The organism is Streptomyces sp. NPDC026206, from assembly GCF_040638465.1.
Classification (GTDB): domain Bacteria; phylum Actinomycetota; class Actinomycetes; order Streptomycetales; family Streptomycetaceae; genus Streptomyces.
In genome coordinates, this window is sequence record NZ_JBEZYL010000002.1 from 594,955 (window position 1) to 619,615 (window position 24,661).

Annotated in this window: 21 protein-coding genes, 1 tRNA gene and 1 pseudogene; 18 read left to right on the top strand and 5 right to left on the bottom strand. The window is 71.5% G+C overall.

Annotated features, from left to right (window positions below; translation table 11 throughout):
* The first annotated feature begins 3 nt into the window (after positions 1-3).
* From AB0F13_RS06105 to AB0F13_RS06135, 7 genes are all read left to right on the top strand, one after another.
* Complete coding sequence (locus AB0F13_RS06105; RefSeq protein WP_362075877.1) at positions 4-1,068, top strand: polyprenyl synthetase family protein; 1,065 nt, start codon at positions 4-6, stop codon at positions 1,066-1,068.
* 133 nt (positions 1,069-1,201) lie between these two features.
* Positions 1,202-3,223, top strand: a complete 2,022-nt coding sequence (gene shc, locus AB0F13_RS06110; RefSeq protein WP_362075880.1) for a squalene--hopene cyclase — start codon at positions 1,202-1,204, stop codon at positions 3,221-3,223.
* The gene (locus AB0F13_RS06115; RefSeq protein WP_362075883.1) at positions 3,223-3,873 is read left to right on the top strand and encodes a 1-hydroxy-2-methyl-2-butenyl 4-diphosphate reductase; all 651 of its coding nucleotides are present in this window, start codon (positions 3,223-3,225) and stop codon (positions 3,871-3,873) included. Before shc ends, AB0F13_RS06115 begins: the two co-directional genes overlap by 1 nt.
* Before the next feature lie 5 nt (positions 3,874-3,878).
* A complete protein-coding gene (gene hpnH / locus AB0F13_RS06120) occupies positions 3,879-4,901 on the top strand; it encodes an adenosyl-hopene transferase HpnH (RefSeq protein WP_362075886.1) in 1,023 nt (340 codons plus the stop codon).
* A 5-nt stretch (positions 4,902-4,906) separates the two neighbouring features.
* Positions 4,907-6,073, top strand: coding sequence for a flavodoxin-dependent (E)-4-hydroxy-3-methylbut-2-enyl-diphosphate synthase (gene ispG / locus AB0F13_RS06125; RefSeq protein WP_362075889.1), 1,167 nt, complete (start codon positions 4,907-4,909; stop codon positions 6,071-6,073).
* Positions 6,074-6,131: 58 nt separating this feature from the next.
* On the top strand, positions 6,132-8,072 hold the full coding sequence (dxs, locus tag AB0F13_RS06130) for a 1-deoxy-D-xylulose-5-phosphate synthase (protein ID WP_362075891.1): 1,941 nt from the start codon (positions 6,132-6,134) through the stop codon (positions 8,070-8,072).
* Positions 8,069-9,466 carry an aspartate aminotransferase family protein gene (locus tag AB0F13_RS06135; RefSeq protein WP_362075893.1) on the top strand — a complete coding sequence of 466 codons (1,398 nt, stop codon included), beginning with the start codon at positions 8,069-8,071 and terminating at the stop codon, positions 9,464-9,466. The genes dxs and AB0F13_RS06135 overlap by 4 nt, the downstream gene beginning before the upstream one ends.
* Positions 9,467-9,523: 57 nt before the next feature.
* Here AB0F13_RS06135 and AB0F13_RS06140 read toward each other — a convergent pair whose 3' ends face one another.
* Entirely contained in the window at positions 9,524-10,330 is an 807-nt protein-coding gene (locus AB0F13_RS06140) for a tyrosine-protein phosphatase (protein WP_362075895.1), read from the bottom strand.
* Between the two features lie 137 nt (positions 10,331-10,467).
* Here AB0F13_RS06140 and AB0F13_RS06145 point away from each other — a divergent pair, with 137 nt between their 5' ends.
* On the top strand, positions 10,468-11,259 hold the full coding sequence (locus AB0F13_RS06145) for an SGNH/GDSL hydrolase family protein (RefSeq protein ID WP_362075898.1): 792 nt from the start codon (positions 10,468-10,470) through the stop codon (positions 11,257-11,259).
* Between the two features lie 14 nt (positions 11,260-11,273).
* Here AB0F13_RS06145 and AB0F13_RS06150 read toward each other — a convergent pair whose 3' ends face one another.
* Entirely contained in the window at positions 11,274-11,732 is a 459-nt protein-coding gene (locus AB0F13_RS06150; protein WP_362075901.1) for an ATP-binding protein, read from the bottom strand.
* A 135-nt stretch (positions 11,733-11,867) separates the two neighbouring features.
* On the opposite strand from AB0F13_RS06150, the gene AB0F13_RS06155 reads away from it, so the two are divergent.
* The 3 genes from AB0F13_RS06155 (at position 11,868) to AB0F13_RS06165 (ending at position 13,911) form a co-directional block, all read left to right on the top strand.
* Positions 11,868-12,734 carry a helix-turn-helix transcriptional regulator gene (locus AB0F13_RS06155; RefSeq protein ID WP_362075904.1) on the top strand — a complete coding sequence of 289 codons (867 nt, stop codon included), beginning with the start codon at positions 11,868-11,870 and terminating at the stop codon, positions 12,732-12,734.
* Positions 12,735-12,737: 3 nt separating this feature from the next.
* Positions 12,738-13,001, top strand: a complete 264-nt coding sequence (locus tag AB0F13_RS06160; protein ID WP_362075907.1) for a DUF397 domain-containing protein — start codon at positions 12,738-12,740, stop codon at positions 12,999-13,001.
* A gap of 61 nt (positions 13,002-13,062) precedes the next feature.
* Positions 13,063-13,911, top strand: coding sequence for an SAM-dependent methyltransferase (locus AB0F13_RS06165; RefSeq protein ID WP_362076080.1), 849 nt, complete (start codon positions 13,063-13,065; stop codon positions 13,909-13,911).
* A 15-nt stretch (positions 13,912-13,926) separates the two neighbouring features.
* Here the strand turns inward: AB0F13_RS06165 and AB0F13_RS06170 are convergent, their stop codons facing one another.
* The gene (locus AB0F13_RS06170; protein WP_362075910.1) at positions 13,927-14,487 is read right to left on the bottom strand and encodes a carboxymuconolactone decarboxylase family protein; all 561 of its coding nucleotides are present in this window, start codon (positions 14,485-14,487) and stop codon (positions 13,927-13,929) included.
* 177 nt (positions 14,488-14,664) lie between these two features.
* On the opposite strand from AB0F13_RS06170, the gene AB0F13_RS06175 reads away from it, so the two are divergent.
* From AB0F13_RS06175 to AB0F13_RS06185, 3 genes are all read left to right on the top strand, one after another.
* Entirely contained in the window at positions 14,665-15,318 is a 654-nt protein-coding gene (locus AB0F13_RS06175; RefSeq protein WP_362076083.1) for an alpha-ketoglutarate-dependent dioxygenase AlkB, read from the top strand.
* 84 nt (positions 15,319-15,402) lie between these two features.
* Complete coding sequence (locus AB0F13_RS06180) at positions 15,403-16,647, top strand: MBL fold metallo-hydrolase (RefSeq protein ID WP_362075913.1); 1,245 nt, start codon at positions 15,403-15,405, stop codon at positions 16,645-16,647.
* Positions 16,648-16,862: 215 nt separating this feature from the next.
* Positions 16,863-17,714, top strand: a complete 852-nt coding sequence (locus AB0F13_RS06185; protein ID WP_362075916.1) for a chitosanase — start codon at positions 16,863-16,865, stop codon at positions 17,712-17,714.
* A 63-nt stretch (positions 17,715-17,777) separates the two neighbouring features.
* Here the strand turns inward: AB0F13_RS06185 and AB0F13_RS06190 are convergent, their stop codons facing one another.
* A complete protein-coding gene (locus tag AB0F13_RS06190) occupies positions 17,778-21,050 on the bottom strand; it encodes an amidohydrolase family protein (protein ID WP_362075919.1) in 3,273 nt (1,090 codons plus the stop codon).
* Positions 21,051-21,520: 470 nt separating this feature from the next.
* Here AB0F13_RS06190 and AB0F13_RS06195 point away from each other — a divergent pair.
* A tRNA-Pro gene (locus AB0F13_RS06195) sits at positions 21,521-21,594 on the top strand.
* Between the two features lie 398 nt (positions 21,595-21,992).
* Positions 21,993-22,589, top strand: a complete 597-nt coding sequence (locus AB0F13_RS06200; RefSeq protein WP_362075922.1) for a 2'-5' RNA ligase family protein — start codon at positions 21,993-21,995, stop codon at positions 22,587-22,589.
* Here the strand turns inward: AB0F13_RS06200 and AB0F13_RS06205 are convergent.
* Positions 22,586-22,714: pseudogene (locus AB0F13_RS06205) on the bottom strand (ADP-ribosylation/crystallin J1); the annotation flags it as partial. The gene AB0F13_RS06200 and the pseudogene AB0F13_RS06205 overlap by 4 nt on opposite strands.
* Positions 22,715-23,213: 499 nt before the next feature.
* On the opposite strand from AB0F13_RS06205, the gene AB0F13_RS06210 reads away from it, so the two are divergent.
* A complete protein-coding gene (locus tag AB0F13_RS06210; RefSeq protein WP_362075925.1) occupies positions 23,214-23,627 on the top strand; it encodes a lipocalin-like domain-containing protein in 414 nt (137 codons plus the stop codon).
* Complete coding sequence (locus AB0F13_RS06215) at positions 23,624-24,580, top strand: acyltransferase domain-containing protein (RefSeq protein ID WP_362075928.1); 957 nt, start codon at positions 23,624-23,626, stop codon at positions 24,578-24,580. Before AB0F13_RS06210 ends, AB0F13_RS06215 begins: the two co-directional genes overlap by 4 nt.
* The last annotated feature ends 81 nt before the right edge of the window (positions 24,581-24,661 follow it).

Below are 24,661 nucleotides of genomic sequence, written 5' to 3' on the forward strand. Positions count from 1 at the left end.
ACCGTGACATCGGCGATCCCAGCTGTCGACACCGCAGGCGTCAGTGCCCTGCTGGAGCGCGGACGGACGCTTGCCACGCCGGTGCTGCGTGCCGCCGTCAACCGGCTCGCGGCACCCATGGACACCGTCGCCGCCTACCACTTCGGCTGGATCGACGCCGAAGGACGGCCGGCGCACGGTGACGGGGGCAAGGCCGTCCGGCCCGCCCTCGCCCTGCTCTCGGCCGAGGCCGCCGGCGCCGCCCCCGAGGTGGGCATCCCCGGCGCCGTCGCCGTGGAGCTCGTGCACAACTTCTCGCTGCTGCACGACGACCTGATGGACGGCGACGAGCAGCGCCGCCACCGCGACACCGTGTGGAAGGCGCACGGCCCCGCACAGGCCATCCTGGTCGGCGACGCGCTCTTCGCCCTCGCGAACGAGGTGCTGCTGGAGCTGGGCACCGTCGAGGCGGGCCGGGCGACCCGCCGGCTGACCACGGCCACCCGCAAGCTCATCGACGGCCAGGCCCAGGACATCTCCTACGAGCACCGCGAGCGCGTCACCGTTGCCGAGTGCCTGGAGATGGAGGGCAACAAGACCGGCGCGCTGCTGGCCTGCGCGGTCTCCATCGGCGCGGTCCTCGGCGGCGCCGACGACCGTACGGCCGACACCCTGGAGGCCTACGGCTACCACCTCGGCCTCGCCTTCCAGGCCGTCGACGACCTGCTCGGCATCTGGGGCGACCCGGAGACCACCGGCAAGCAGACCTGGAGCGACCTGCGGCAGCGCAAGAAGTCCCTCCCGGTGGTCGCCGCCCTCGCGGCCGGCGGCCCCGCCTCCGAGCGGCTCGCCGCGCTGCTGGCCGCCGACGCCAAGCTCACCGACGCCCAGGCGGCCGACTTCGACGAGGCCGAGTTCGCCGCCCGGGCGGCGCTCATCGAGGAGGCGGGCGGCCGGGAGTGGACCTCCCAGGAGGCCCGCCGCCAGCACGCCACCGCCGTCGAGGCCCTCAGCGGAGTCGACATGCCCGCGGAGGTGCGGGCACAGCTGGTCGCACTCGCGGACTTCGTCGTCGTGCGGAAGAGTTGATCGCCATTAGCCCGATCTAGCCAATTCGCGGTCGCCGGCCGGTGTCAATTGTGCGGCACCGGCCGACGGAAGCCCCCAGTACGGCAGTCACAGCAGTACGGCAGAGAAGAAACTCACTGCATTAGGGGAAGCCATGACAGCGACGACCGACGGCACCGGGGCCTTGCCGCCCCGTGCAGCCGGGGCCGGCCACAGCACAACCGTTTTGCCTCCGACCGCAGCGGCCACCGGGTCGCCGAAGGTGTACGAAGCCGCGCGGCGGGCCACCACCCGGGCCGTCGAGCACCTCCTGTCGCGCCAGGACGCCGAGGGATGGTGGAAGGGCGACCTGGAGACCAACGTCACCATGGACGCCGAGGACCTGCTGCTCCGCCAGTTCCTCGGCATCCAGGACGGGCGGACCACCGCGGCGGCCGCCCGCTTCATCCGCTCCCGGCAGCGCCCCGACGGCAGCTGGGCCACCTTCCACGACGGCCCCCCGGAACTGTCCGCCACCATCGAGGCCTATGTCGCCCTGCGGCTCGCCGGGGACGCCCCCGACGCCGCGCACATGGCCGCCGCCTCCGCCTGGGTCCGCGAGCAGGGCGGCATCGCCGCCGCCCGCGTCTTCACCCGCATCTGGCTGGCGCTCTTCGGCTGGTGGCGCTGGGAGGACCTCCCCGAAGTCCCGCCGGAGATCATGTTCCTGCCGAAGCAGGTCCCCCTCAACATCTACGACTTCGGCTGCTGGGCCCGGCAGACCATCGTGCCGCTCACCATCGTCTCCGCGCTGCGGCCCGTACGGCCCGCGCCCTTCGCCCTGGACGAGCTGCACGCCGACCCGCGCCGGCCCGCACCGCCGCGCCCGCTCGCCCCGGCCACCAGCTGGGACGGCCTCTTCCAGCGCCTGGACAAGGTGCTGCACCTCTACCACCGCTTCCCCATCCGCCCGCTGCGCCGGGCGGCACTGGACGCGGCGGCGCGCTGGATCATCGAGCGCCAGGAGAACGACGGCTGCTGGGGCGGCATCCAGCCGCCCGCCGTCTACTCCGTCATCGCCCTGCACCTCCTCGGCTACGACCTGGACCACCCCGTACTGCGGGCCGGGCTGCAGTCGCTGGACCGCTTCGCCGTGTGGCGCAAGGACGGCCCGGACGGCCAACCGGTCCGGATGATCGAGGCCTGCCAGTCACCGGTCTGGGACACCTGCCTGGCCACCGTCGCACTCGCCGACGCGGGCGTGCCCGCCGATCACCCGGCGCTCGTCAAGGCCGCCGACTGGATGCTGGACGAGCAGATCCTGCGCTCCGGGGACTGGGCGGTGCAACGGCCCGCACTGGCCCCGGGCGGCTGGGCGTTCGAGTTCCACAACGACAACTACCCGGACATCGACGACACCGCCGAGGTCGTCCTCGCGCTCAAGCGCGTGCGCCACCCCGAGCCCCAGCGGGTCGAGGAGGCCGTGCGCCGGGCCGCCCGCTGGACCGTGGGCATGCAGTCCGGAAACGGCGCGTGGGGTGCCTTCGACGCCGACAACACCAGCCCGTTCCCCAACCGGCTGCCGTTCTGCGACTTCGGCGAGGTCGTCGACCCGCCGTCCGCCGACGTCACCGCGCACGTCGTCGAGATGCTCGCGGTCCTCGGCAAGCAGCACCACCCGCGCACCCGCCGCGGCATCGAGTGGCTGCTGGCCGAGCAGGAGGAGTGCGGCGCCTGGTTCGGCCGCTGGGGCGTCAACTACATCTACGGCACCGGTTCGGTACTTCCCGCCCTGACGGCCGCCGGGCTGCCCCCCGCCCACCCGGCGATCCGCCGGGCCGTGACCTGGCTGCGCGGCGTGCAGAACGAGGACGGCGGCTGGGGGGAGGACCTGCGCTCGTACCGGGACCCCGCATGGACCGGGCGCGGCGCCTCCACCGCCTCGCAGACCGCCTGGGCGCTGCTGGCCCTGCTGGCGGCGGGGGAGCGGGACAGCGAGGCCGTCGAGCGGGGCGTGCACTGGCTGGCCCGCACCCAGGGCGAGGACGGCTCCTGGGACGAGCCGTACTTCACCGGCACCGGCTTCCCCTGGGACTTCTCCATCAACTACCACCTGTACCGCCAGGTGTTCCCCCTCACCGCGCTCGGCCGGTACCTGCACGGCGAGCCCTTCGCCCCCGAACGGCTGGGGGTCTGATGACACCCGGCACGGGCACCCCCGCCCCCGCACCGCTGCTGGTCGCCTGCGCGCTCGGCATCGAGCGCCTGGCCCTGCGCAGCGGTCTCGGCGGCGCCGCCGGGCCCGTGACCGTGTTGCGCACCGGCATGGGGCCGCAGGCGGCGGAACGGGCGGTGGCCCAGGCCCTGGGCGACGGCACGGTACGCGCCGACGCGGCCGTGATCGCCACCGGCTTCTGCGCCGGTCTGGCCCCCGGGATGCACCCCGGCGACCTGGTCGTCGCCGACGAGACGCGCGACGGTACGGGGCGCACGGAGTGCACCGGCGTCGATCTGCTCGCCAAGGAGCTGGCGCGGGTCGTGCACCGGCGCGTCATTCACACCGGGCCGCTCGTCGGGTCCGACCACGTCGTGCGCGGCGCGGAGCGCGCAGCCCTGCACGCCGCGGGCGCACTGGCCGTGGACATGGAGTCCGCCGCCACGCTTCGAAGCGCCGTTCGAGCGGGCGCACGCCCTGTTGCGGCCGTAAGAGTGGTCGTGGACGCTCCAGAACATGAACTCGTACGAATCGGGACCTTGCGGGGTGGAATATCGGCTTTCCGCGTGCTCCGCACCGTCCTTCCGGCTTTTTTCGAATGGCACCGTTCTTTGCTGCTCCCCAGGAGGTGAGCTAGATGGCCATGCCGCTCCGTCAGACCATCAGGGTCGGGACGTACCTTTTTGAACAGAAGCTCCGGAAGCGGGAGAAGTTCCCGCTGATCGTCGAACTCGAACCGCTCTTCGCCTGCAATCTCAAGTGCGAGGGCTGCGGGAAGATCCAGCATCCGGCAGGGGTGCTCAAGCAGCGCATGCCTGTGGCCCAGGCGGTCGGAGCGGTGCTGGAATCCGGCGCTCCGATGGTCTCGATCGCCGGCGGCGAGCCCTTGATGCACCCGCAGATCGATGAGATCGTACGCCAATTGGTGGCCCGGAAGAAGTACGTCTTCCTCTGCACTAATGCCATGCTCATGCGAAAGAAGATGGAGAAGTTCACACCTTCACCGTATTTCGCATTCGCGGTGCACATCGACGGGCTGCGCGAGCGGCACGACGAGTCCGTTGCGAAGGAAGGTGTATTCGACGAAGCGGTGGAGGCCATCAAGGAGGCCAAACGGCGCGGCTTCCGGGTCACCACCAACTCGACGTTCTTCAACACCGACACCCCGCAGACCATCATCGAGGTGCTGAATTACCTCAATGACGACCTGCGGGTGGACGAGATGATGATCTCGCCCGCCTACGCCTACGAGAAGGCCCCCGACCAGGAGCACTTCCTGGGCGTCGAGCAGACCCGGGAGCTGTTCAGGAAGGCGTTCGCCGGCGGCAACCGGCGCCGGTGGCGGCTCAACCACAGCCCGCTCTTCCTCGACTTCCTCGAAGGCAAGGCGGACTTCCCCTGCACGGCCTGGGCCATCCCCAACTACTCCCTCTTCGGCTGGCAGCGCCCCTGCTACCTGATGAGCGACGGCTACGTCCCCACGTACCGGGAGCTGATCGAGGAGACCGACTGGGAGAAGTACGGGCGCGGCAAGGACCCGCGGTGCGCCAACTGCATGGCCCACTGCGGCTACGAACCCACGGCCGTCCTGGCCACCATGGGTTCGCTGAAGGAGTCGCTGCGCGCGGCCCGCGAGACCGTCTCCGGCAACCGGGGCTGACGGCCGTGGCCACGACGGGGCAGGTCTCCCTCGGGCTCCCCGGTGTACCGGCCCGGCCGCTGGCGGTGCGCCGTCCCTCACGGCGCATCCAGGTGGGGTCGGTGCCGGTCGGCGGGGACGCGCCGGTGTCGGTGCAGTCGATGACGACGACGGTCACGGCCGACGTCGGCGCGACGCTGCAGCAGATCGCCGAACTGACGGCGGCCGGCTGCCAGATCGTCCGGGTGGCGTGCCCCTCGCAGGACGATGCCGACGCGCTGCCGGTCATCGCCAGGAAGTCGCAGATCCCGGTGATCGCGGACATCCACTTCCAGCCGAAGTACGTCTTCGCCGCCATCGACGCCGGCTGCGCGGCCGTCCGGGTCAATCCGGGCAACATCCGGCAGTTCGACGACAAGGTCAAGGAGATCGCCAAGGCGGCCTCCGAGGCCGGCACGCCGATCCGCATCGGTGTCAACGCCGGCTCCCTGGACCGCCGACTGCTGGAGAAGTACGGCAAGGCCACCCCCGAGGCGCTCGTGGAGTCGGCGCTGTGGGAGTGCTCCCTGTTCGAGGAGCACGGCTTCCGCGACATCAAGATCTCGGTCAAGCACAACGACCCGGTCGTCATGGTGAACGCCTACCGCCGGCTCGCGGCCCAGTGCGACTACCCGCTGCACCTCGGCGTCACGGAGGCGGGACCGGCCTTCCAGGGCACCATCAAGTCCGCCGTCGCCTTCGGCGCGCTGCTGGCCGAGGGCATCGGCGACACCATCCGCGTCTCGCTGTCGGCCCCGCCGGTCGAGGAGATCAAGGTCGGCATCCAGATCCTGGAGTCGCTGGGCCTGCGCCGGCGCCGCCTGGAGATCGTCTCCTGCCCCTCCTGCGGCCGCGCCCAGGTCGACGTCTACAAGCTGGCCGAGGAGGTCACGGCGGGCCTGGAGGGCATGGAGGTGCCGCTGCGCGTGGCGGTGATGGGCTGTGTCGTCAACGGCCCCGGCGAGGCCCGCGAGGCCGACCTGGGCGTGGCGTCCGGCAACGGCAAGGGCCAGATCTTCGTCAAGGGCGAGGTCATCAGGACCGTTCCCGAGTCGAAGATCGTGGAGACCCTCATCGACGAAGCGATAAAGCTCGCCGAGCAGATGGAGGCGGAGGGCGCCCTCTCCGGGACGCCCGCCGTCACCGTGCTCTGACCGGCGGAGTCCGACATTGAAGCCTGCGATCAGGCTGACAGAGGAGGAGGGGGCCGGCGTGTCGTTGCTGGAGAACATCCGCAGTCCGCGGGACCTGAAGGCACTGGACGGCGAGGAGCTGACCGACCTCGCCGAGGAGATCCGCCATTTCCTGGTCCACGCCGTGGCCAGGACCGGCGGCCACCTCGGCCCGAACCTCGGCGTGGTGGAGCTGACCATCGCCCTGCACCGCGCCTTCGACTCGCCCGCGGACCGCATCCTGTGGGACACCGGCCATCAGTCGTACGTCCACAAACTGCTCACCGGACGCCAGGACTTCTCCAAGCTGCGCGGCAAGGGCGGCCTGTCCGGCTACCCCTCGCGCGAGGAGTCCGAACACGACGTCATCGAGAACAGCCACGCCTCCACCGTGCTCGGCTGGGCGGACGGCCTCGCCAAGGCCAACCAGGTGCTCGGGCGCTGGAACCGCCACGTCGTCGCCGTCATCGGCGACGGCGCCCTGACCGGCGGCATGGCCTGGGAGGCGCTCAACAACATCGCCGTCGCCAAGGACCGCCGGCTGATCGTCGTCGTCAACGACAACGAGCGCAGCTACGCGCCCACCATCGGCGGCCTCGCCAACCACCTCACCACCCTGCGCACCACCGACGGCTACGAGCGCGCCCTGTCCTGGGGCAAGGACGCGGTCCAGCGCGTGCCGCTGGTCGGCGGGCCCCTGTACGAGTCGCTGCACGGCGCGAAGAAGGGCTTCAAGGACGCCTTCGCCCCGCAGGGCATGTTCGAGGACCTGGGGCTCAAGTACCTCGGCCCGATAGACGGGCACGACATCGCCGCCGTGGAGTCGGCGCTGCGCAGGGCCAAGCGCTTCCACGGGCCCGTCCTCGTGCACTGCCGGACCGAGAAGGGCCGCGGCTACCGGCCCGCCCTGGAGGACGAGGCGGACCGCTTCCACACAGTCGGCGTGATGAACCCCCTCACCTGCGAGCCGCTGACCCCGGCCGGCGGGCAGTCGTGGACCTCGGTGTTCGGCGACGAGATGTTCAGGATCGGCGCCGAGCGGCCGGACGTGGTCGCCATCACGGCGGCGATGCTGCACCCCGTGGGCCTGACGAAGTTCGCCGCGGCCTACCCCGACCGGATCTGGGACGTCGGCATCGCCGAGCAGCACGGCGCCGTCTCGGCGGCCGGACTGGCGACGGGCGGCCTGCACCCGGTCTTCGCGGTCTACGCCACCTTCCTCAACCGCGCCTTCGACCAGGTCCTGATGGACGTGGCCCTGCACAAGTGCGGCGTCACCTTCGTCCTGGACCGTGCGGGCGTCACCGGAACGGACGGCGCCTCGCACAACGGCATGTGGGACATGTCGGTCCTCCAGGTCGTCCCCGGCCTGCGCATCGCCGCCCCGCGCGACGCCGACCAGCTCCGCGCCCAGCTGCGCGAGGCCGTCGACGTCGACGACGCCCCGACCGTCGTGCGCTTCCCGAAGGAGAACGTGGGCCGCAGCATCCCCGCTCTCGGCCGCGTCGGCGGCATGGACGTACTCGCCCGGCCCGAGGACGAGGCCGCCGCCGCGGACGTGCTGCTCGTCGCCGTCGGTGCCATGGCACCGGTGGTGCTGGACGCCGCCGAGCTGCTCGAAGCACGCGGCACCACCTGCACCGTCGTGGACCCCCGCTGGGTCAAGCCCGTCGACGGGGCGCTGCCCGCCCTCGCCGCACAGCACCGCCTGGTCGCGGTCGTCGAGGACAACAGCCGCACCGGCGGCGTCGGCGCGGCCGTGGCGCAGGCGCTGCGCGACGCCGGCGTCGACCTGCCCGTGCGGACCTTCGGTATCCCCGAGCAGTTCCTCCCGCACGCCAAACGGGCCGAGGTGCTGGCGGACCTGGGGCTCACCCCCGCCGAGATCGCCGGACGCATCAGCGCGGCGCTGGTCCGCAAGGAGGCCGGACAGACCCGCAAGGAGGCCGCCCTGGTCGGTAAGGAGAGCGACAGCGCATGACGGCCGACGGCACCAAGGGATTCGACCTGGCCCGGCTGCTGGCCGGGCGCGGCGGCGAACGCTACGACCTGCACGCCCGGCACCTCAACCACCAACTGCCGCGCATGCTGCGCACCATCGGCTTCGACAAGATCTACGAGCGCGCCGAGGGCGCCTATTTCTGGGACTCCGACGGGCAGGACTACCTCGACATGCTCGCGGGCTTCGGGGTGATGGGCGTCGGCCGTCACCACCCGGTCGTCCGCAAGGCGCTGCACGACGTCCTCGACGCCTCCCTCGCCGACCTGACCCGCTTCGACTGCCCGCCGCTGCCCGGCCTGCTCGCCGAGAAGCTGCTGTCCTACGCCCCGCACCTGGACCGGGTGTTCTTCGGCAACAGCGGCACCGAGGCGGTCGAGACGGCGCTGAAGTTCGCCCGGTACGCCACGGGCAGGCCGCGCGTGCTGTACTGCTCCCACGCCTTCCACGGGCTCACCGCCGGTTCGCTGTCCGTCAACGGCGAGGACGGCTTCCGGGACGGCTTCGCGCCGCTGCTGCCGGACACCGAGGTCCCGATGGGTGACCTGGAGGCGCTGGAGCGGGAGCTCGGCCGCGGCGACGTGGCCGCCCTGGTCATCGAGCCGGTCCAGGGCAAGGGCGTTCAGATGCCGCCGCCCGGCTACCTGCTCGCGGCACAGGAACTGCTGCACCGCCACAGGGCGCTGCTCATCGCGGACGAGGTGCAGACCGGCATCGGGCGGACGGGCGAGTTCTTCGCCTACCAGCACGAGCGCGGGGTCGAACCCGACCTGGTGTGCGTGGCCAAGGCGCTCTCCGGCGGCTACGTCCCCGTGGGCGCGACGCTCGGCAAGGACTGGATCTTCAAGAAGATCTACTCCTCCATGGACCGGGTGCTGGTCCACTCGGCCAGCTTCGGCTCCAACGCCCAGGCCATGGCCGCCGGCCTCGCGGTGCTCGCCGTCATGGAGGACGAGCGGATCGTGGCCAACGCCCGGGACACCGGCGAGCTGCTGCGGTCCCGGCTGGCGGCGCTGGTCGGCACGTACGAGCTGCTGCACGAGGTGCGCGGCCGCGGGCTGATGATCGGGATCGAGTTCGGCAAGCCCAAGTCGCTGGGTCTGCGCAGCCGCTGGGCGATGCTGCAGGCGGCACGCAAGGGCCTGTTCGCGCAGATGGTCGTGGTGCCGCTGCTGCAGAAGCACCGCATTCTCACCCAGGTCTCGGGGGACCACCTGGAGGTCATCAAGCTGATCCCGCCGTTGATCATCGGTGAGCGGGAGGTGGACCGGTTCGTGACGGCCTTCACGGCGGTCATGGACGACGCCCACGGTGGCGGCACCCTGATGTGGGACTTCGGCCGGACGCTGGTCAAGCAGGCGGTGGGCGGGCGCTGACACAGCCGCCGGGGGGCCGCGTCCGCGGCCCCACCGCCCTTACCGCTCACCGCCCGTTCAGCCGGTGAGCAGCCGCTCCCGCAGCCGCTCGCGCGTCGCGGTGGCCAGCCCCAGCCCCTCGGCGAGGTAGCCCTCGCTCGTGCCCCAGGTCTCCGCGATGGCGGCGAACGCCGCGGCCAGGTACGCCGCGCGCGCCTCGAACAGCGGTGAGAGCAGCTCACTGACCTCGGGCGACCCGTCGGCGTCCGTACCGTCGCCGCGCCGCACCCGGTAGCGGCGGTGCGGCGCGTTGGACTCCAGGTAATCGGCCTCGATGGCCTCGGGGGGTACCCCGAGGGCGAGCAGCGTCACCGCGATCGACAGCCCCGCCCGGTCCTTGCCGGCGGCGCAGTGCATCAGCGCCGGCACGCTGTCGTCGGCGAGGGTGTGCAGCACCCGGCTGTGCTCGGCGGTACGAGTGATGATCATCGTGCGGTACGAATCGGCCATGCGGCCCGCCGCCCGGCCCTGCCCCAGGACGGACCGCAGGGTGTCCAGGCCGCCGTCGCGGACCATCCGCCAGAACTCGCTGCCCTCGGCCGGGTCCGACAGCGGGATGTTCACGTTCCGCACCCCGGTGAGCGTGACGTCCGGGCCCTCCAGCGCGATGTCCGCGGCGTTGCGGAAGTCGAAGACGGTGTGCAGGCCGAGTGAGCCGAGGAAGTCCGCGTCCGTCTGTGTCGCGTGGGCGAGGTGACCGCTGCGGAAGAGGACGCCGGGCCGTACGCGGCGCCCGCCGGCGGCCGGCAGGCCGCCCAGGTCACGGAAGTTGCGTACTCCCGCCAGCTCGGGCTCGGTCGACGGGACGTGCGGCGTCTGTGTCACGTGCGCTCCTCGGGTCTCGGCTGCCGGCGCGATCGTATTCCGGCAGACGCAACTTTGCCGGGGTGGGATACATCACGGCACGTCAACCCCTGGTTACGGTGGCGTAGGTCACTCCGTAAGGTGAAAGATGTGCTGACGTGGCAGACGATTCGAATTCATTCAGCAAGAGCGCGATCGGGTCGTACGCAGCCGTCGGGGACAGCTTCACCGAGGGCGTCGGCGATCCAGGTCCCGACGGCACCTTCATCGGCTGGGCCGACCGACTGGCCGTACTCCTCTCCGACCAGCAGGCGGAGCACTCCTTCAGGTACGCCAACCTCGCCGTCCGCGGACGGCTCCTGGACCAGATCGTCGAGGAGCAGGTGCCCCGGGCCGTCGAACTCGGGCCGGATCTCGTCACCTTCTGTGCCGGTGGCAATGACATCCTGCGGCCGGGAAGCGACCCGGACGACGTGGCCGAGCGCTATGAGGCGGCCGTGATCCGCCTCAAGGACTCCGTCGGCTCGGTGCTGCTGTGCACCGGCTTCGACACCCGCGGCATGCCGGTACTGCGGCACCTGCGGGGCAAGATCGCGACCTACACCGCCCATGTGCGCTCCATCGCCGACCGCCACGACTGCCCGGTCCTCGACCTGTGGTCGCTGCGCTCGGTGCAGGACCGACGGGCCTGGAGCGAGGACCGGCTGCACCTCTCGCCGGACGGGCACACCCGCGTGGCGCTGCGCGCCGCACAGGTCCTGGGCCTTCAGGTGCCGGCCGACCCCGACCAGGAGTGGCCGGAAGAGGGGCAGCGATCGCCCGCCGAGGTGCGCCGGGACAACATCAACTGGGCCCGCGAGCACCTGGTGCCGTGGATCGGGCGCCGGTTGCGCGGCGAGTCCTCCGGCGACAACGTGGAGCCCAAGCGGCCGGACCTGCTGCCGCTGTAGCGCGCCGGCCCGTTTCAGTGGGGGAGCCGCCTGTGCGGCAGATCGGCCCAGACGACACGGCCCCGGCCGGTGTCGTCGGGCCGGACCCCCCAGGCCTGGGACAGCGCGCCGACCAGCAGCAGTCCGCGCCCGCTCTCCTCGTCCGTCCCGCTGCACCGCGCTCTGGGCTCCGTCGGGGTGTGCCCCTGGTCGGCGACCTCTATGCGCAGGGCCGCCGCGCTGATCCGCAGCTGACAGCTGACCTTCTCGCTGTCCGTGTGCCGCACGGCGTTGGTGAACAGCTCCGACACCACCAACTGGGCGTCGTTGCAGGCCACTTCGTCTATCCCCCACTCCCGCAGCCGCGCGAGAACTCGTTTTCGCGCCTCCGCCACCGAGGCGTTGAGGGCCGGGAAGTGAAAGGCGTCCTGCAGGCGGCCGGCGAGGTAGCTGCCGCAGAACCCGAGCGAGGGTGCGTCATGGGAGGGGAGCACTCCGCAACTATGTGCGATAGAGCTCATCTGTGGCAAGGTTCAATCTGCAAATTACAGAATCGCAAGGACAGTCTGTCCGGTCGACAGACTGCGTGGCACACTGCTGGCATATGACGGCAGTTGGAGGGGGTGGACATGGCGGACACGCGGCCTGCGGGTGCTCCCACGGTCCTGAGAGTCGTGCTCGGCAAGCGGCTCCAGGACCTCCGCGAGAAGGCCGGGATCTCCTACGAGGAGGCGGGCCGCGCACTGGACGTCACGCACGCCACCGTCCGCAGAATGGAGAAGGCCGAGGTCGGGCTGAAGATCCCGTATGTGGAGAAGCTCCTCCGCGTCTACGGCGTCCTCGATCCGGCTGAGGTCGAAGGCTTTCTCGCCCTCACCCGCGAGGCCAACCGCCCCGGCTGGTGGCACCGCTTCCGCGACGTACTCCCCGAGTGGTTCAGCGCGTTCGTGAGCCTGGAGGGAGAGGCCAACCTCATCCGGGCCTACGAACCGCACTACGTCCCCGGCCTGTTGCAGACCGAGGACTACACCCGCGCCGTCCTGCGCGCCGGGATGCCGCACGCCCGCGAGGCCGACGTCGAGCGCGCCGTCACCGTCCGCCGGCAGCGCCAGAGCCTGCTCACCCGGGACCGGGCGCCCCTGCTGTGGGTGGTCATGGACGAGACCGTGCTGCGCCGGCCCATCGGCGGGACGGACGTGATGCGAGCCCAGGTGGACCGGCTCATCGAGGCCACCGACATGCCCAACGTGCGGCTGCAGTTCATGCCGTTCGCCGCCGGGCCGCACCCGGCGATGTACGGCCCCTTCCACATCTTCCGGTTCCCCATCCAGGAGCTGCCGGACATCGCGTACGCCGAAAACCTCGTCGGAGCCTCGTACTTCGACCAGCGCGACGACGTCTCGTCCTTCCTGGAGGCCCTGGACCGGATGTGCGCGCAGGCCGCGCCGGCACACACCACCAAGGCAATCCTGGGTGGCATTCGTAAGGAGATCTGAACCATGGATCTGGATCACATATACAACGGCATGCCCGCGAGGGACCTCGGCACCGAGGGCTGGAGCAAGCCGTGGAGCGGCGGCAACGGCGGCAGCTGCGTCGAGGTCATGCGGCTGGTGGACGGCCGGGTGGCCCTGCGCCAGTCCACCGACCCCGAGGGACCCGCCCTGATCTACTCGCGCCACGAGATGGAGACCTTCATCCGGGGCGCGAAGGCCGGCGAGGCCGACTTCCTGCTGGCCGGGCCGAGCGTGAGCGCGGACTAGCCGCGACGACCAGCGACATCTGCATGCGTACCGAAGGGAACACGGCGTGATCGAGCAGGGCATGCCCGGCATGGGCACGGGCGGGCAGGGCTTTTCGGCCGAGGAGATCGACACCAGCAGGCCGCACCCGGCCCGCATGTACGACTACTACCTCGACGGCTGGGACAACTACGAGGTCGACCGCGCGGCCGCCGAGCGCGTCATCGAGGTCCACCCCCAGGTCCGCCTCTCCGCCCGCGCCAACCGCGCCTTCCTGCGGCGGGCCGTACGGGAGGCGGTGCACGGCGGCATCCGTCAGATCCTCGACATCGGCACCGGCATACCCACCTCCCCCAACACCCACGAGGTGGCCCGGGAGGCCGCCCCCGGCGTACGCGTCGCCTACGTCGACAACGACCCGATCGTGGCGACGCACGCCGGGGCGAAGCTGACGGACGCGGGCGGCACGGGATTCGCCCTCGCGGACGTCAGGGACCCCGAATCGATCCTCCGGAACCCGGTCGTCCGTGAACTCCTCGACTTCACCGAGCCGGTGGCCCTGCTGCTGGTCGCCGTCATGCACTTCGTCAAGGACGAGGAGGACCCGGCGGGCATCATCGCCACCCTCGGCGACGCCCTGCCCGCCGGCAGCCTGCTCATCCTCTCCCACGCCACCGAGGAGCCCTACGAGGAGTACGCCGCGGGCCGCACGGACCACAAGGCCCGGGACGGGGTGCTGGACGTCTACAAGAACGCCACCGCGGCCCTGAACCTGCGCGGCCGCGCGGCCATCGAGCCGCTCTTCGGCCCGTTCGAGCTCCTCGAGCCCGGGCTGGTCCGGGTGCCGCTGTGGCGCCCGGACGGCCCGGTGCCCGGTGCCGAGGAGCTGAGCAACACCATCTTCTACGGCGGTGCGGGACGCAAGGGCTGAGCGGCCGGCGGGCCCTCAACTCCCCGGGCGCGCCGGGATGTCACAGCTGTCCTTGAACCCCTGGCTGGCCAGCCCCAGCGCCGAGTTGATGCGCGAGCGGAGGTTCTCCACCGCCACCATCGCCGTCAGCTCGACGAGGGCGGCCTCGCCGAGCTGCCGGCGCAGCCGCTCCACCAGGTCGTCCTCGACGACCGGCGGAGTGGCGGTCATCGCCTCGGAGTACTCAAGGACGTCCCGCTCCAGCGGTGTGTAGACGTCGCTGTCCCGCCAGCGCGGCACGTCGTGCAGCTTCTCGTGCGACGCACCGCGCCGCCGGCTCTCCCAGTACCCGAAGTCCATGCACCAGGAGCAGCCGATGGCCGCGGCCGACGCCATGACGGCGAGGTCCTTCAGACCGGGGTCGAGCTTGTTCCAGCGGGCCAGCGACATCTCGAAGCGGGAGTCGGTGATCAGCACCCGGCGGTTGTGCGCCAGCGCCATCAGCGGGTCGAGGACCTTGCCGTAGGAGCGCCTGCTGTACCAGGCGGCGAGGCGGGTCAGCAGGGTGCGGGGCTGGTCGAGCGGGATGCGGGCCATGGCCGGTGCCTCCATCAGGAGCGGAGCGGTTACTTTCGACCGTACGACGGACCGCCCCGGCGAGAATGTGACACCGCTCCCGAAAAATCTCTGGAGCCGCAGGTCACAAGCGCTCCGAGGGCGTAGGTCGGAGGTGATGTCAGTGGGCCGTCCTAGGGTGGCCGCATGGACGGTGACATGGACGGGGAGCTCTTCCCCCGGCCCCCGGTGGAGATCGCCCCGGGCGCGGTGCACATCCCCGGCCGGCTGGACACCGCCGCCCAGCGCCGCCTGCTGGAGGCCTGCCGGGAGTGGGCGAAGCCACCCGCCGGCCTGCGGACCACACGGATGCCGAACGGCGGCGAGATGTCGGTGCGGACGGTCTGCCTGGGCTGGCACTGGTTCCCCTACGGCTACGCCCGCACCGTCGTCGACGGCGACGGTGCGGCGGTCAAGCCGTTCCCGCCCTGGCTGGGGGAGCTGGCCCGGGAGGCGGTCGCGTCGGCCTATGGGGCGCAAGCGGGAGCCGGCGGGGAGCCGTACGACATCGCGCTCGTCAACTACTACGACGCCACCGCGAAGATGGGCATGCACCGCGACAGCGACGAGAAGTCCGGCGCCCCGGTCGTCTCGCTGAGTCTCGGTGACACCTGCGTCTTCCGGTTCGGCAATACGAGCAGCCGCAACCGCCCCTGGACGGACGTCGAGCTGCGCAGCGGTGACCTCTTCGTCTTCGGGGGCCCGTCGCGGTCGGCCTATCACGGGGTTCCACGGACCCTGCCGGGCACCGCCCCGCCCGGACTGGGGCTGGAGGGACGGTTGAACATCACGTTGCGGGTGAGTGGGCTGTGACTGACCTGACCGGATAATGGGGGTGACCTGCTTCTCCCGTGGCCCGGTCGGCACGGGGGTGCCCCGCACTGCCCTGGAGACGCCGTGACCGGCTTCCGCCCGAACCGTTCACCTCTCGACTCGCTGCGCCCGGCCGCGTTCGGCGCGGATCCGGCGGGGGAGCGGATGGCGCGCATCAGGCGGTCGCCGAACTTCTCCGGCGGTGTTTTCGTCAACCCCGAGGGCGCCCGGCACGTGCCGTCCGCCTCCATGCTGAGGTTCCTGCCGACCTACTTCCGCAAGGAGGAGCGCCTGCGCAGGGCCCCCGCCCATGCCGTCCCGGTCCACCCCACCACCGTCGCGGAGCTGGCCACGCCCGCCGCGTCGGGGCTGCGGCTGACCTGGATGGGCCACTCCAGCGTGCTGGCCGAGATCGACGGCGCACGGGTCCTGTTCGACCCGGTGTGGTCCCAGCGCTGCTCGCCGTTCGCCTTCGCCGGCCCCCGGCGACTGCACCCCGTGCCGGTGCCCCTGGCCGAGACCGGCCGGCTGGACGCGGTGATCATCTCCCACGACCACTACGACCACCTGGACATGGCGACGGTACGGGCGCTGACCCGAACCGCGACGGCCTTCGTCGTCCCGCTCGGTGTCGGCGCCCACCTGGAGCACTGGGGCGTGCCGGCGGACCGCATCACCGAGCTCGACTGGCACGAGTCGGCCGACGTGGCCGGGCTCACTCTGACCGCCACCCCGGCCCGGCACTTCTGCGGCCGGGCGCTGCGCAACACCCAGCACACGCTGTGGGCCTCCTGGGTGGTCGCCGGTCCGGAGCACCGGATCTTCCACAGCGGCGACACCGGTTACTTCCCCGGGTTCCGCGACATCGGTGCGCAGTACGGGCCGTTCGACGCCACGATGGTGCAGATCGGCGCGTACAGCGAGTTCTGGCGCGACATCCACATGACGCCCGAGGAGGGCATGCGCGCCCATCTGGACCTCCAGGGCGGCGAGCCCACGGCCGGGGTCATGCTGCCCATCCACTGGGGCACGTTCAACCTCGCCCCGCACCCCTGGGAGGAGCCCGCCGAGGGCACGGTCACCGCGGCCCGGCGGGAGGGGGCGCGGATCGCCGTGCCACGGCCCGGGCAGCCCTTCGAGCCGGGCGCCGGGCTGCCGTGCGACCCGTGGTGGCGGGCGGTCGCGGCCCGACCGGCGGCCGGAGCGGTCCCGTCCGGGGCTGTCACCGCGGCCGCGGGCACGGAGAGTGCCGGTACCGGGGCCGCTCCGGCCGCCCACGCGGCCGCTGCCACCGCTGCCACCGATGCCGAATCCGTCCTGCAGGCCTAGCAGCGCGGGGTTGGCGGGGGACCGGTCGGGGTCGGTCAACAACGTTCGAATGAATGGCTTTTTTACGCACATTCGTGCGCGTCGCTCTTGTCATGCAAGCGGACGTCCCGCTTCAATGCGTGACGACGGTTAGGAAAGCTTCCTAACGCATTGATGGACGACCGGGAACGGAGTTCCGCATGCCCGCGCGCACCTCGACGCAGACGAAGACGCCCATGAGGAAGAGGACGACCACGCGGGTCCTCCTCACGGGAATGGCGGTGGCCCTGCCCTTCTCCCTCGCCCTCGGAGGAGTGGGCCAGGCCGCGCCGGCGAAGCCCGCCGGTGGGGACGTCCCGGCCGCCGCCGCGTTCGCGACCGGCCTGGACGACCCGCACAAGAAGGACATCGCCATGCAGGTGGTCTCCAGCGCGGAGAACTCCTCGCTCGACTGGCGCGGCCAGTTCAAGTACATCGAGGACATAGACGACGGCCGTGGCTACACCGCCGGCATCATCGGCTTCTGCTCGGGCACCGGCGACATGCTCGACCTCGTCGAGCTCTACACCAAGCACAAGCCCGGCAACCCGCTCGCCAAGTACCTTCCCGCCCTGCGCAAGGTCAACGGCAGCGACTCGCACGCCGGCCTGGGCAAGCCCTTCGAGGACGCCTGGCGCAAGGCCGCCCAGGACAAGGCCTTCCAGGACGCCCAGGAATCCGAGCGCGACCGCGTCTACTTCAACCCCTCCGTCAAACAGGCGAAGCAGGACGGCCTGCGCGCGCTCGGCCAGTTCATCTACTACGACGCGATCGTCATGCACGGCCCCGGCACCGACAAGTACAGCTTCAGCGGCATCCGTAAGACCGCCCTGTCGAAGGCGAAGTCCCCCGCGCAGGGCGGCGACGAGAAGACGTACCTCAACGCCTTCCTCGACGCCCGCAAGAAGGCCATGCAGAGCGAGAAGGCCCACGAGGACACCAGCCGCGTCGACACCGCCCAGCGCGTGTTCCTCAACAACGGCAACTTCGACTTCCAGCCGCCGCTGAAGTGGAAGGTCTACGGCGAGCCCTTCCAGATCGACCAGTAGCGGGCCGGTCCACCGGCACCACCCGCCCGCGGGCTCCCGCACGAGGAGCCCGCGGGCGGGGCGTCAGTGCCCCATGTCGCAGCAGGAGTCGCGGCGCAGCTGCCGCCCGACGTCCAGCCAGTCCCCGTGCGCGCGCCCATGGCGCATCGCCGGGCTCCCGGCACGCTCGTAGGAGCCGACGAGCTCGCTCTGCCGGTACTCGACCCCACCGCGCAGCACCGACGTCGTCCGTACGAGCGTGTCGAAGTCGGTGAAGGGGTCGCCGTCGATCACGGTGGCGTCGGCGAGCTTGCCGACCTCCAGCGTTCCCAGATCCCGCTCCGCGCCGAACGCCCTCGCGGGCAGCACCGTCGCGGTGCGCAACGCCTGCGCTGCCGACAGGCCGTGCTGGTGCAGGGCCCGCAGCCCCATGTGCAGGGAGAGGCCGACCGGCACCAGCGGGGCGTCCGTGCCCAGGGCGACGATGCCACCGCCCGCCAGCACCCGGCGGTAGACCTCCATCTCGCGGCGCAGCGTGGTCAGCTGGTCGGCGGTGGGCGCCTTGGCGGCCGTCTGCTGGACGAGCGCGACGTCCCAGGGCGGCATCAGCGCGGTGACGCGGGGGTCCTCGGCGAGGGCGGGGTCGGCGCCCAGCAGGGGCACGGAGGTGAAGATCGTGGCGATCAAGTGGAAGCCGGTGGCGGTGTAGATCTCCGCCACATCCTGGTACGCCCGCCCGGTCGCCGTCGTGGCGTGCCCGAACTCCAGCCGCTGGGTGGCCTGCAGATGTGTCGTCAGGTCCTGCCCCAGCTGAACGCCCGGCGAGCACAGATGGCTGCCGGCGCGCACCTTGAGCCGCTCGTGGGCAAAACGGGCCGCCTCCTCCATCACCCAGCCTGGCGCGCGCACGTACGTCTTGACGAAGTCCCAGTCCAGGGCCTCAGCGCGGGCCAGCGACCGGCGCAGCCCCTCCCGGGTGCGGTGCGCGCGTCCCATGCTGTACGCGACGCGCCCACCGTCGAGGAGCTCTCCACTGGTCAGCAGCCTCGGCCCGGCGAGGGCGCCCGCCGACACGGCCTCGCGGATGCGGGCCTGCTCGTAGGCGAACCCGCCCAGGGAGACCGCCGTGGTGATGCCGTAGGCCAGCTGCAGGGCCGTCTGCCGGCCCCCGTAGGTGGTCTGCCACGGATGCGTGTGGGCGTCCCAGAGGCCGGGGATCAGCGTCCGGTTCGAGGCGTCGACCGCGCGCCGGGCGGCCCGCCGCGCCCGGTGCGGCTCGACGGCGGCGATACGGCCGTCCCGCACCACGACGTCGACGTCCTCACGTACCGCCGTCCCCGTGCCGTCCCAGAACCGGCCCGCGTGCACGACGGTGTCGGCGGGGGCCGGGCGGCGGTAGTCGAGCGCGACCGGGACGGTGCGGGTGGTGCCGTCCGCCGTGTCCAGCAGCCGCAGCCGCCCGGCGGAGAGGTAGAGGAGCTTGCGCCCGTCGGCGGACCAGGACGGGTGGTCGGCGGCCTCGTCCGTCAGCCGCCGCGGCTCGCCCTCGGGCGTCCCGTCGGCCCGTACGGGCACCAGCCACAGCGCGGACTCGCTGATCACGGCCATGGTGCGGCCGTCCGGTGACCAGACGGGCCCGGAGTCGTAGCGGTCGGAGACCGAGGCGTGCGGGGCGATCGCGTGCAGGCGCGCGGTGCCGTCGGCCGTGTCGACGACCCGGATGAGGTTGTAGCCCTCACGGAAGCGCTGATTGAGACGGTTGCGGTCGCAGAAAGCGACGAAGCGCCCGTCCGGCGACCAGCTCGGTCTCCCCGGCAGCCCGCCCGCGCCCAGCGGCGCCGCCAGCACCCGCTCCGTGCCGGCCGCCAGATCGCGCACGACGAGGTTCCCGGACAGGTCCAGGCAGGCCAGCCGGGCGCCGTCCGGTGACAGCGCGGGCTGTACGCGCCCTCCGTCCGCCAGCACGCTCTCCTCGCCCGAGGCCAGGTCGTGGCGCCGGACGGCGAGCAGCCCGTCGCGGTCGTCGGCGTAGAGCAGCGCCTGCCCGTCCCGCGACCAGGACGGCGCGAGCAGATAGCGGGTGGGATCGGCCTTCACCACCTGCCGAGGCGCCCGGCCGCCGGAGACGTCCGCGATCCAGAGGGAGTTGAGCGCGGCGAAGGCCACCCGGCGCGCGTCCGGGGACAGCGCGGGCAGGTGCACGGCACGTACGCGCCGCACGCCGCCCCCCGCGGCGAAGTCGTACTGCTTGACCTGGTAGCGGGGCCGGTCGACCGGCAGCTTCGCCGTGAAGGGGATCGCGACCGAGGCCACGGCCCGGGCGGCGGCGGGCGGGGTCGGTGCCGGGGCCGCCGAGGGATGGGGGAAGGAGTCGGCGCCGGACGTCTGCGGGACCCCGGACACCTCCGGCTGGACGATCCGGAATTCTCCGCTCACCGTCAGCAGCAGCTCGTCGCGGGACACCCACCGCGGCGGCACGGGCTCCACGTCCCCGTCGACCGGTACCGGGGCCCCGTCCACGACGAGGCTGCAGGAGGCGGCGGGCGCGGCCGTCGTGCGCAGATACGCCAGTCGCCCGCCCGGCGAGACGGCCGGCGTCATGACCTGTGCGGCGGAGGTCTCGGTGTGCTCGGTCCGCACCGGCCCGCGCCCGTCGGCCGGCACGGAGACGACCGTACGTGCCTCCAGCGCCGCCCCCACCACGCGCCCCCGCACGAACAGCAGCCGCCCGCCGTCCGGCGACCACACCGGGTCGAAGTCCTCCCACGCCCCGTCCTGCCCCGGTCCCTCCTGCCCGGACACCCCCGTGACCTGCGTCAGCCCACCGGTTCGTACATCCACCACCCACAGCCGGTACGGGCTCCCCGCCACCGGATCACCCCCGCGCTCCGAAGCGAAGGCGATCCGCGTCCCGTCCGGCGACCACGCCGGCCCCCGGTCGTCCCACGGCCCGTCCGTCAGCTGCCGCAACCCCGAGCCATCGGTCCGCAGCGTCCAGATATGAAAACCGCCACCCCGGTACGCACACACCGCGAGCCACGCGCCATCCGGCGAATGGACGGGCCGGGTGGGTTCGAGATCCGCCGGAGTGATCGCCACGGCGTCCCCGCCCTTGCGGGGAACCGACCACAGAACGTTCTGCACCTCCGCGATCAGCCGGTCACCGGCAGGCGAGAGGGAAGCGGCCCCATTGGTCGCCCCGGAAAACGAGAGCACGGTACGCCCCGAGCCCCCCACCGGGGACGCCACCGCGTCCACCACCGGGAGAGCTACGGCCGCACCGGCCACGGCGGCGGTCCCGGCCGCCGCCGTCTGCAGAAATCTGCGCCGGGAGATCCGGGAGATGCTGGTGTTCAACTGTCCTCCTGTGTCAAGGGAGTTATGCGAGGTGGCAGCTAAAATCCAAAAGGCGATCGTTGCACGCCCCACAGGCCGGTGGTCAACACCCCATCAAGTAGGAAAAAAGGGGATCGGCGGCCTGGTCAGGGGGGTGATTTCGCGTGCGGTTCTGCGGGTGGCAGGGCGCGATGGCGAGCGTGCGGACGGGCGGGCGGGACTGGTGCGTGGCCGGTGCGCGAGCCGTATGTGGTTGGTGCGCGAGCCGGCTCTGAATTCTTCATCCGAACGGGTCGCGGGGGGCGAGGGGGCTGAGGGGGAGGAGCCCCGGGTCCTGGCGTGACGTGCTGGGCTGCTCACGCTGCGTAGCCGCCGACGTCGCCGCTCGACCGTGATCCACCGGCCGGAAAGCCGTGCGCGACCACCTCGCGAAGTGCGGTATTCTTCTCGTGCGCGGTCGGCAAGGGCGAAAGTCCGAGCCGGACAAGCACCGGGACGTGGCGCAGTTTGGTAGCGCACTTGACTGGGGGTCAAGGGGTCGTGGGTTCAAATCCCGCCGTCCCGACTTGCATTTCCGCAGGTCAGAGGCCGTTTCCGATAATCGGGAACGGCCTTTACCGTTGGGCGAATTGGTCCCCATGTGGCCCCGGTGACCGCTCGCCGACACGTTTTCCCAGGTGAGAGCGGCTAGGGCACCTTGGCTCGGGTCAAATGGCGCTGATCACGAGTGAATTGGCTGGTGTGAGCCGGGGCGTGTCCGGCGCGGGGGCTGTGGAATTCCTGCAATCACCGTCGAATCCGACCTTGCGGTGCTGCGCAGGACTGTGCGGGGCCGGCACCCTCGCGGGTGGCCGCGACCCTGGTGATGGGCAAGCCGCAGGCTCGGAGGCCGGTGCGACGCGGATTCACCCGCGACATCTCCGCCGACTCGTGGGATGCGGGCGCGGTCCGGACCATGGCAGTGTGGACGGGAATCGGGTTTTCGGCGGGGCCGAGCCGGTCGACGCGCTCGAGGTGGCGCCGACGGCGCGGACGGCGGTGGCGTGGCTGCCGCCGCCGGAGCTCTGGCCGGCGATTCAGGCCATCCGCTGGGAGCACGATCCTCAGGTACGGCGGTGGCCCCCGCATGTGAATCTGCTGTTCGGCTTCGTACCGGAGCGGGAGTTCGCGCGGGCTGTGCCGCTGCTCTGCGCCGGGGCGGCGGAGAGCGCGGCGTTCACGGCGCGGCTGACCGGTGTGCGGTACTTCCGGCACCGGGATTACGCGACGGTGTGGCTCGATCCGGCCGCGGCAGACCGGGCACCGTGGGCCCGTCTCCACCGGGCGCTGGGGTTGCGGTTCCCGCTCTGCCGCGGGCGTGGCGGGCAATTCACCCCGCATCTGTCCCTCGGCCGCACGCAGGAACCGCGGCGTCTGGCCGCCGAGTGCGCCGCCCGGCTCGGTGCACTGTCGGCCGTGGTCGAGGAAGTGGTCCTGCTCTCCCGGCGCGGCGAGGAGCCGATGCGGCCCCGGGCCGTGATCACGCTGAGCACGGGCGAGGTCCGCCGACAGCTGGAATAGGAGATCGGCTGCTCGGGCAGGCGCGGCGGCCAGGCCCGCCGGCCCGACGCCTCGACCAGTGCCAGCTCCCGCGGGCCGGTCGGCCGCCATAAGGTCAGGGTGCCGCCGGTCGTGCTCGTACTCATTCCCGCCGACCGGCTTCCATCTCGTCAGGCGCCCCGCCATAGGCAATCGCCGACGCCCACAGCCAGCGGGTTTCCTCTCCGGATGCGCTAATCTCTGATCATGAAATTCGGTACCTGGCAGCGCCACGACGGATGGCCGGCTGGTAAGCCCGCTGCGCCGTCGACGCGAGCCGAGGTCGCCATCTCACGCCATGGGACCGTTCGGCGCGGGTGGCTCATCGTGGCCCGGAGGCCATGAAGTCGCTGCCGTAAGCGCCGCACCTGACGTGCGTCGCGGTCGTCGGTGATGCCTTCGGCGTCACCGGAAGTGCCCGCTCCCAGCTCCGCTGCGCCACCTGAGCATCCAGGACCCTCTCCATGGCGGCCAATCGCGCATTTGTCATGAGCAGGATCGGTGTGCCCGAAGGAACGCAGGCGCGTTTCGTAGGCGGGTTCCGGAGACACATCCCGTACTCGGTCCCGCCCCACCCATGGACTGTTCAAAAGAAAGGAAGAAGCCATGAACACGCTGCCCGGAATCGAGGTGGGCAGGGTCGTCGGCGCTTGGCAGCTGGTGTCATTCACAGCCACCGACGAGAGCGGGGAGGTCGCTCACCCGCTGGGGACCGAAGCCCGCGGCATGCTCATCTATACGCCCGGCGGTCACGTGTCGGCCCAGATAGCCGGTCCGGACGGCTACATCGGCTACGCCGGCACCTATCAGTGGCTTGGGAATCGCGTCGTGCACCGCTCCGTGGTCGGTACTCCCGGCGAGTTCAGCGGGGCCGAGCTGCCCCGCACGGCGCGCTGGGAAGCGGGCTTGCTCAGCCTTGCCACGCTCCCCGCCCACGGCTACCCGGTTCTGACCGCGACCTGGCGGCGGGCCACCCCGGCACCTGACGCCCCGGCCCCGGGCGCTGGTGAGCAGAGATGATTCCGCAACCGGCCGATATGCCACCCGGTGGCGCAGTCTTCCTCTTTCCCGGGCAGGGGCTCTCCCCCCATGGCGCTCTGGCGAGCTTCTACGACGACCAGCACGGAGTTGCTCCCTCGGCGAGGGCCGAGGCCGACCGGGTCCTCCATGAGATCGACAAAGTGGCGGTGTCACGTGGATACGGGCCGGTCCGTGATGTGCTGCTGGCCGAGGGCTCTCCGGCCGACCGGCTCCCGTACGGGACGTCGCAGCTGGCCCATTTCGCTGCCTCCGTCGCCCTGGCCCATGCCTTCGCCTCCACCGGAATCAGCCCCGATCTGATCGTGGGCCACAGCCTCGGCGAATTCTCGGCCTTCGTGACGGCCGGGGCGTTCACCGTCGCCGAAGGAGCCGATCTCGTATGCGCACTGAATGACGCCTACCGTCCGGTCATAGGCCAGGGCGCCATGGTCCTGGTCCTGGCCGGGGAAAGCGGCACCCGGGCCATGCTCGCCGCAACGGGCCGCGACGACCTGGCCATAGCCTGTATCAACTCCCCGAGAGAGACGATCGTCAGCGGCCCCGCTGCCGCCCTGGCCGCACTGCGTGCCTGCGGCAGCGCGCGGCGGTTGTTCGAACTGGACCTCCCCTACGCAGCCCACCACCCCGGCCTCCAGGAAGTCCACGGCCGCTTCCTCGACCTCGCCAAGGACATACGTCAAAAACCGCTCCGCGCAGCCGTGCACTCTCCCGTACAGCGCCGCGCCTACAGCAATGCCGACGATTTCGTCCGGGCCATCGCCGACTGCATTACCCAACCGGTCTACTTCGCCGAGGCGGTAGAGAGCATCGCGTCCGCCGACCAGCAGCTGTTCATCGAGCTCGGAGCCGGTGACACCCTCAGCCGCTGCGTACGCGCCACCATGCGCGGTGCCCACACCATCGCCCCCCTCGTACCCCCGAAGAAGCGGTAGACGCCGCCGGGCGGTGCGGGTAGCGGCAGTCCGGCGGCGCCGGCCAGCATGGGGCGCGAGGGGGCGGCTGCTGAGGGCCTT

What these genes read in the sequence shown, in the direction of transcription:
- shc (WP_362075880.1), top strand. Translation starts at nt 1,202, where the DNA reads ATGACAGCGACGACCGACGGCACCGGGGCCTTGCCGCCCCGTGCAGCC.
- AB0F13_RS06115 (WP_362075883.1), top strand. Translation starts at nt 3,223, where the DNA reads ATGACACCCGGCACGGGCACCCCCGCCCCCGCACCGCTGCTGGTCGCC.
- hpnH (WP_362075886.1), top strand. Translation starts at nt 3,879, where the DNA reads ATGGCCATGCCGCTCCGTCAGACCATCAGGGTCGGGACGTACCTTTTT.
- AB0F13_RS06135 (WP_362075893.1), top strand. Translation starts at nt 8,069, where the DNA reads ATGACGGCCGACGGCACCAAGGGATTCGACCTGGCCCGGCTGCTGGCC.
- AB0F13_RS06155 (WP_362075904.1), top strand. Translation starts at nt 11,868, where the DNA reads ATGGCGGACACGCGGCCTGCGGGTGCTCCCACGGTCCTGAGAGTCGTG.
- AB0F13_RS06160 (WP_362075907.1), top strand. Translation starts at nt 12,738, where the DNA reads ATGGATCTGGATCACATATACAACGGCATGCCCGCGAGGGACCTCGGC.
- AB0F13_RS06165 (WP_362076080.1), top strand. Translation starts at nt 13,063, where the DNA reads ATGCCCGGCATGGGCACGGGCGGGCAGGGCTTTTCGGCCGAGGAGATC.
- AB0F13_RS06170 (WP_362075910.1), bottom strand. Translation starts at nt 14,487, where the DNA reads ATGGCCCGCATCCCGCTCGACCAGCCCCGCACCCTGCTGACCCGCCTC.
- AB0F13_RS06175 (WP_362076083.1), top strand. Translation starts at nt 14,665, where the DNA reads ATGGACGGGGAGCTCTTCCCCCGGCCCCCGGTGGAGATCGCCCCGGGC.
- AB0F13_RS06185 (WP_362075916.1), top strand. Translation starts at nt 16,863, where the DNA reads ATGAGGAAGAGGACGACCACGCGGGTCCTCCTCACGGGAATGGCGGTG.
- AB0F13_RS06210 (WP_362075925.1), top strand. Translation starts at nt 23,214, where the DNA reads ATGAACACGCTGCCCGGAATCGAGGTGGGCAGGGTCGTCGGCGCTTGG.
- AB0F13_RS06215 (WP_362075928.1), top strand. Translation starts at nt 23,624, where the DNA reads ATGATTCCGCAACCGGCCGATATGCCACCCGGTGGCGCAGTCTTCCTC.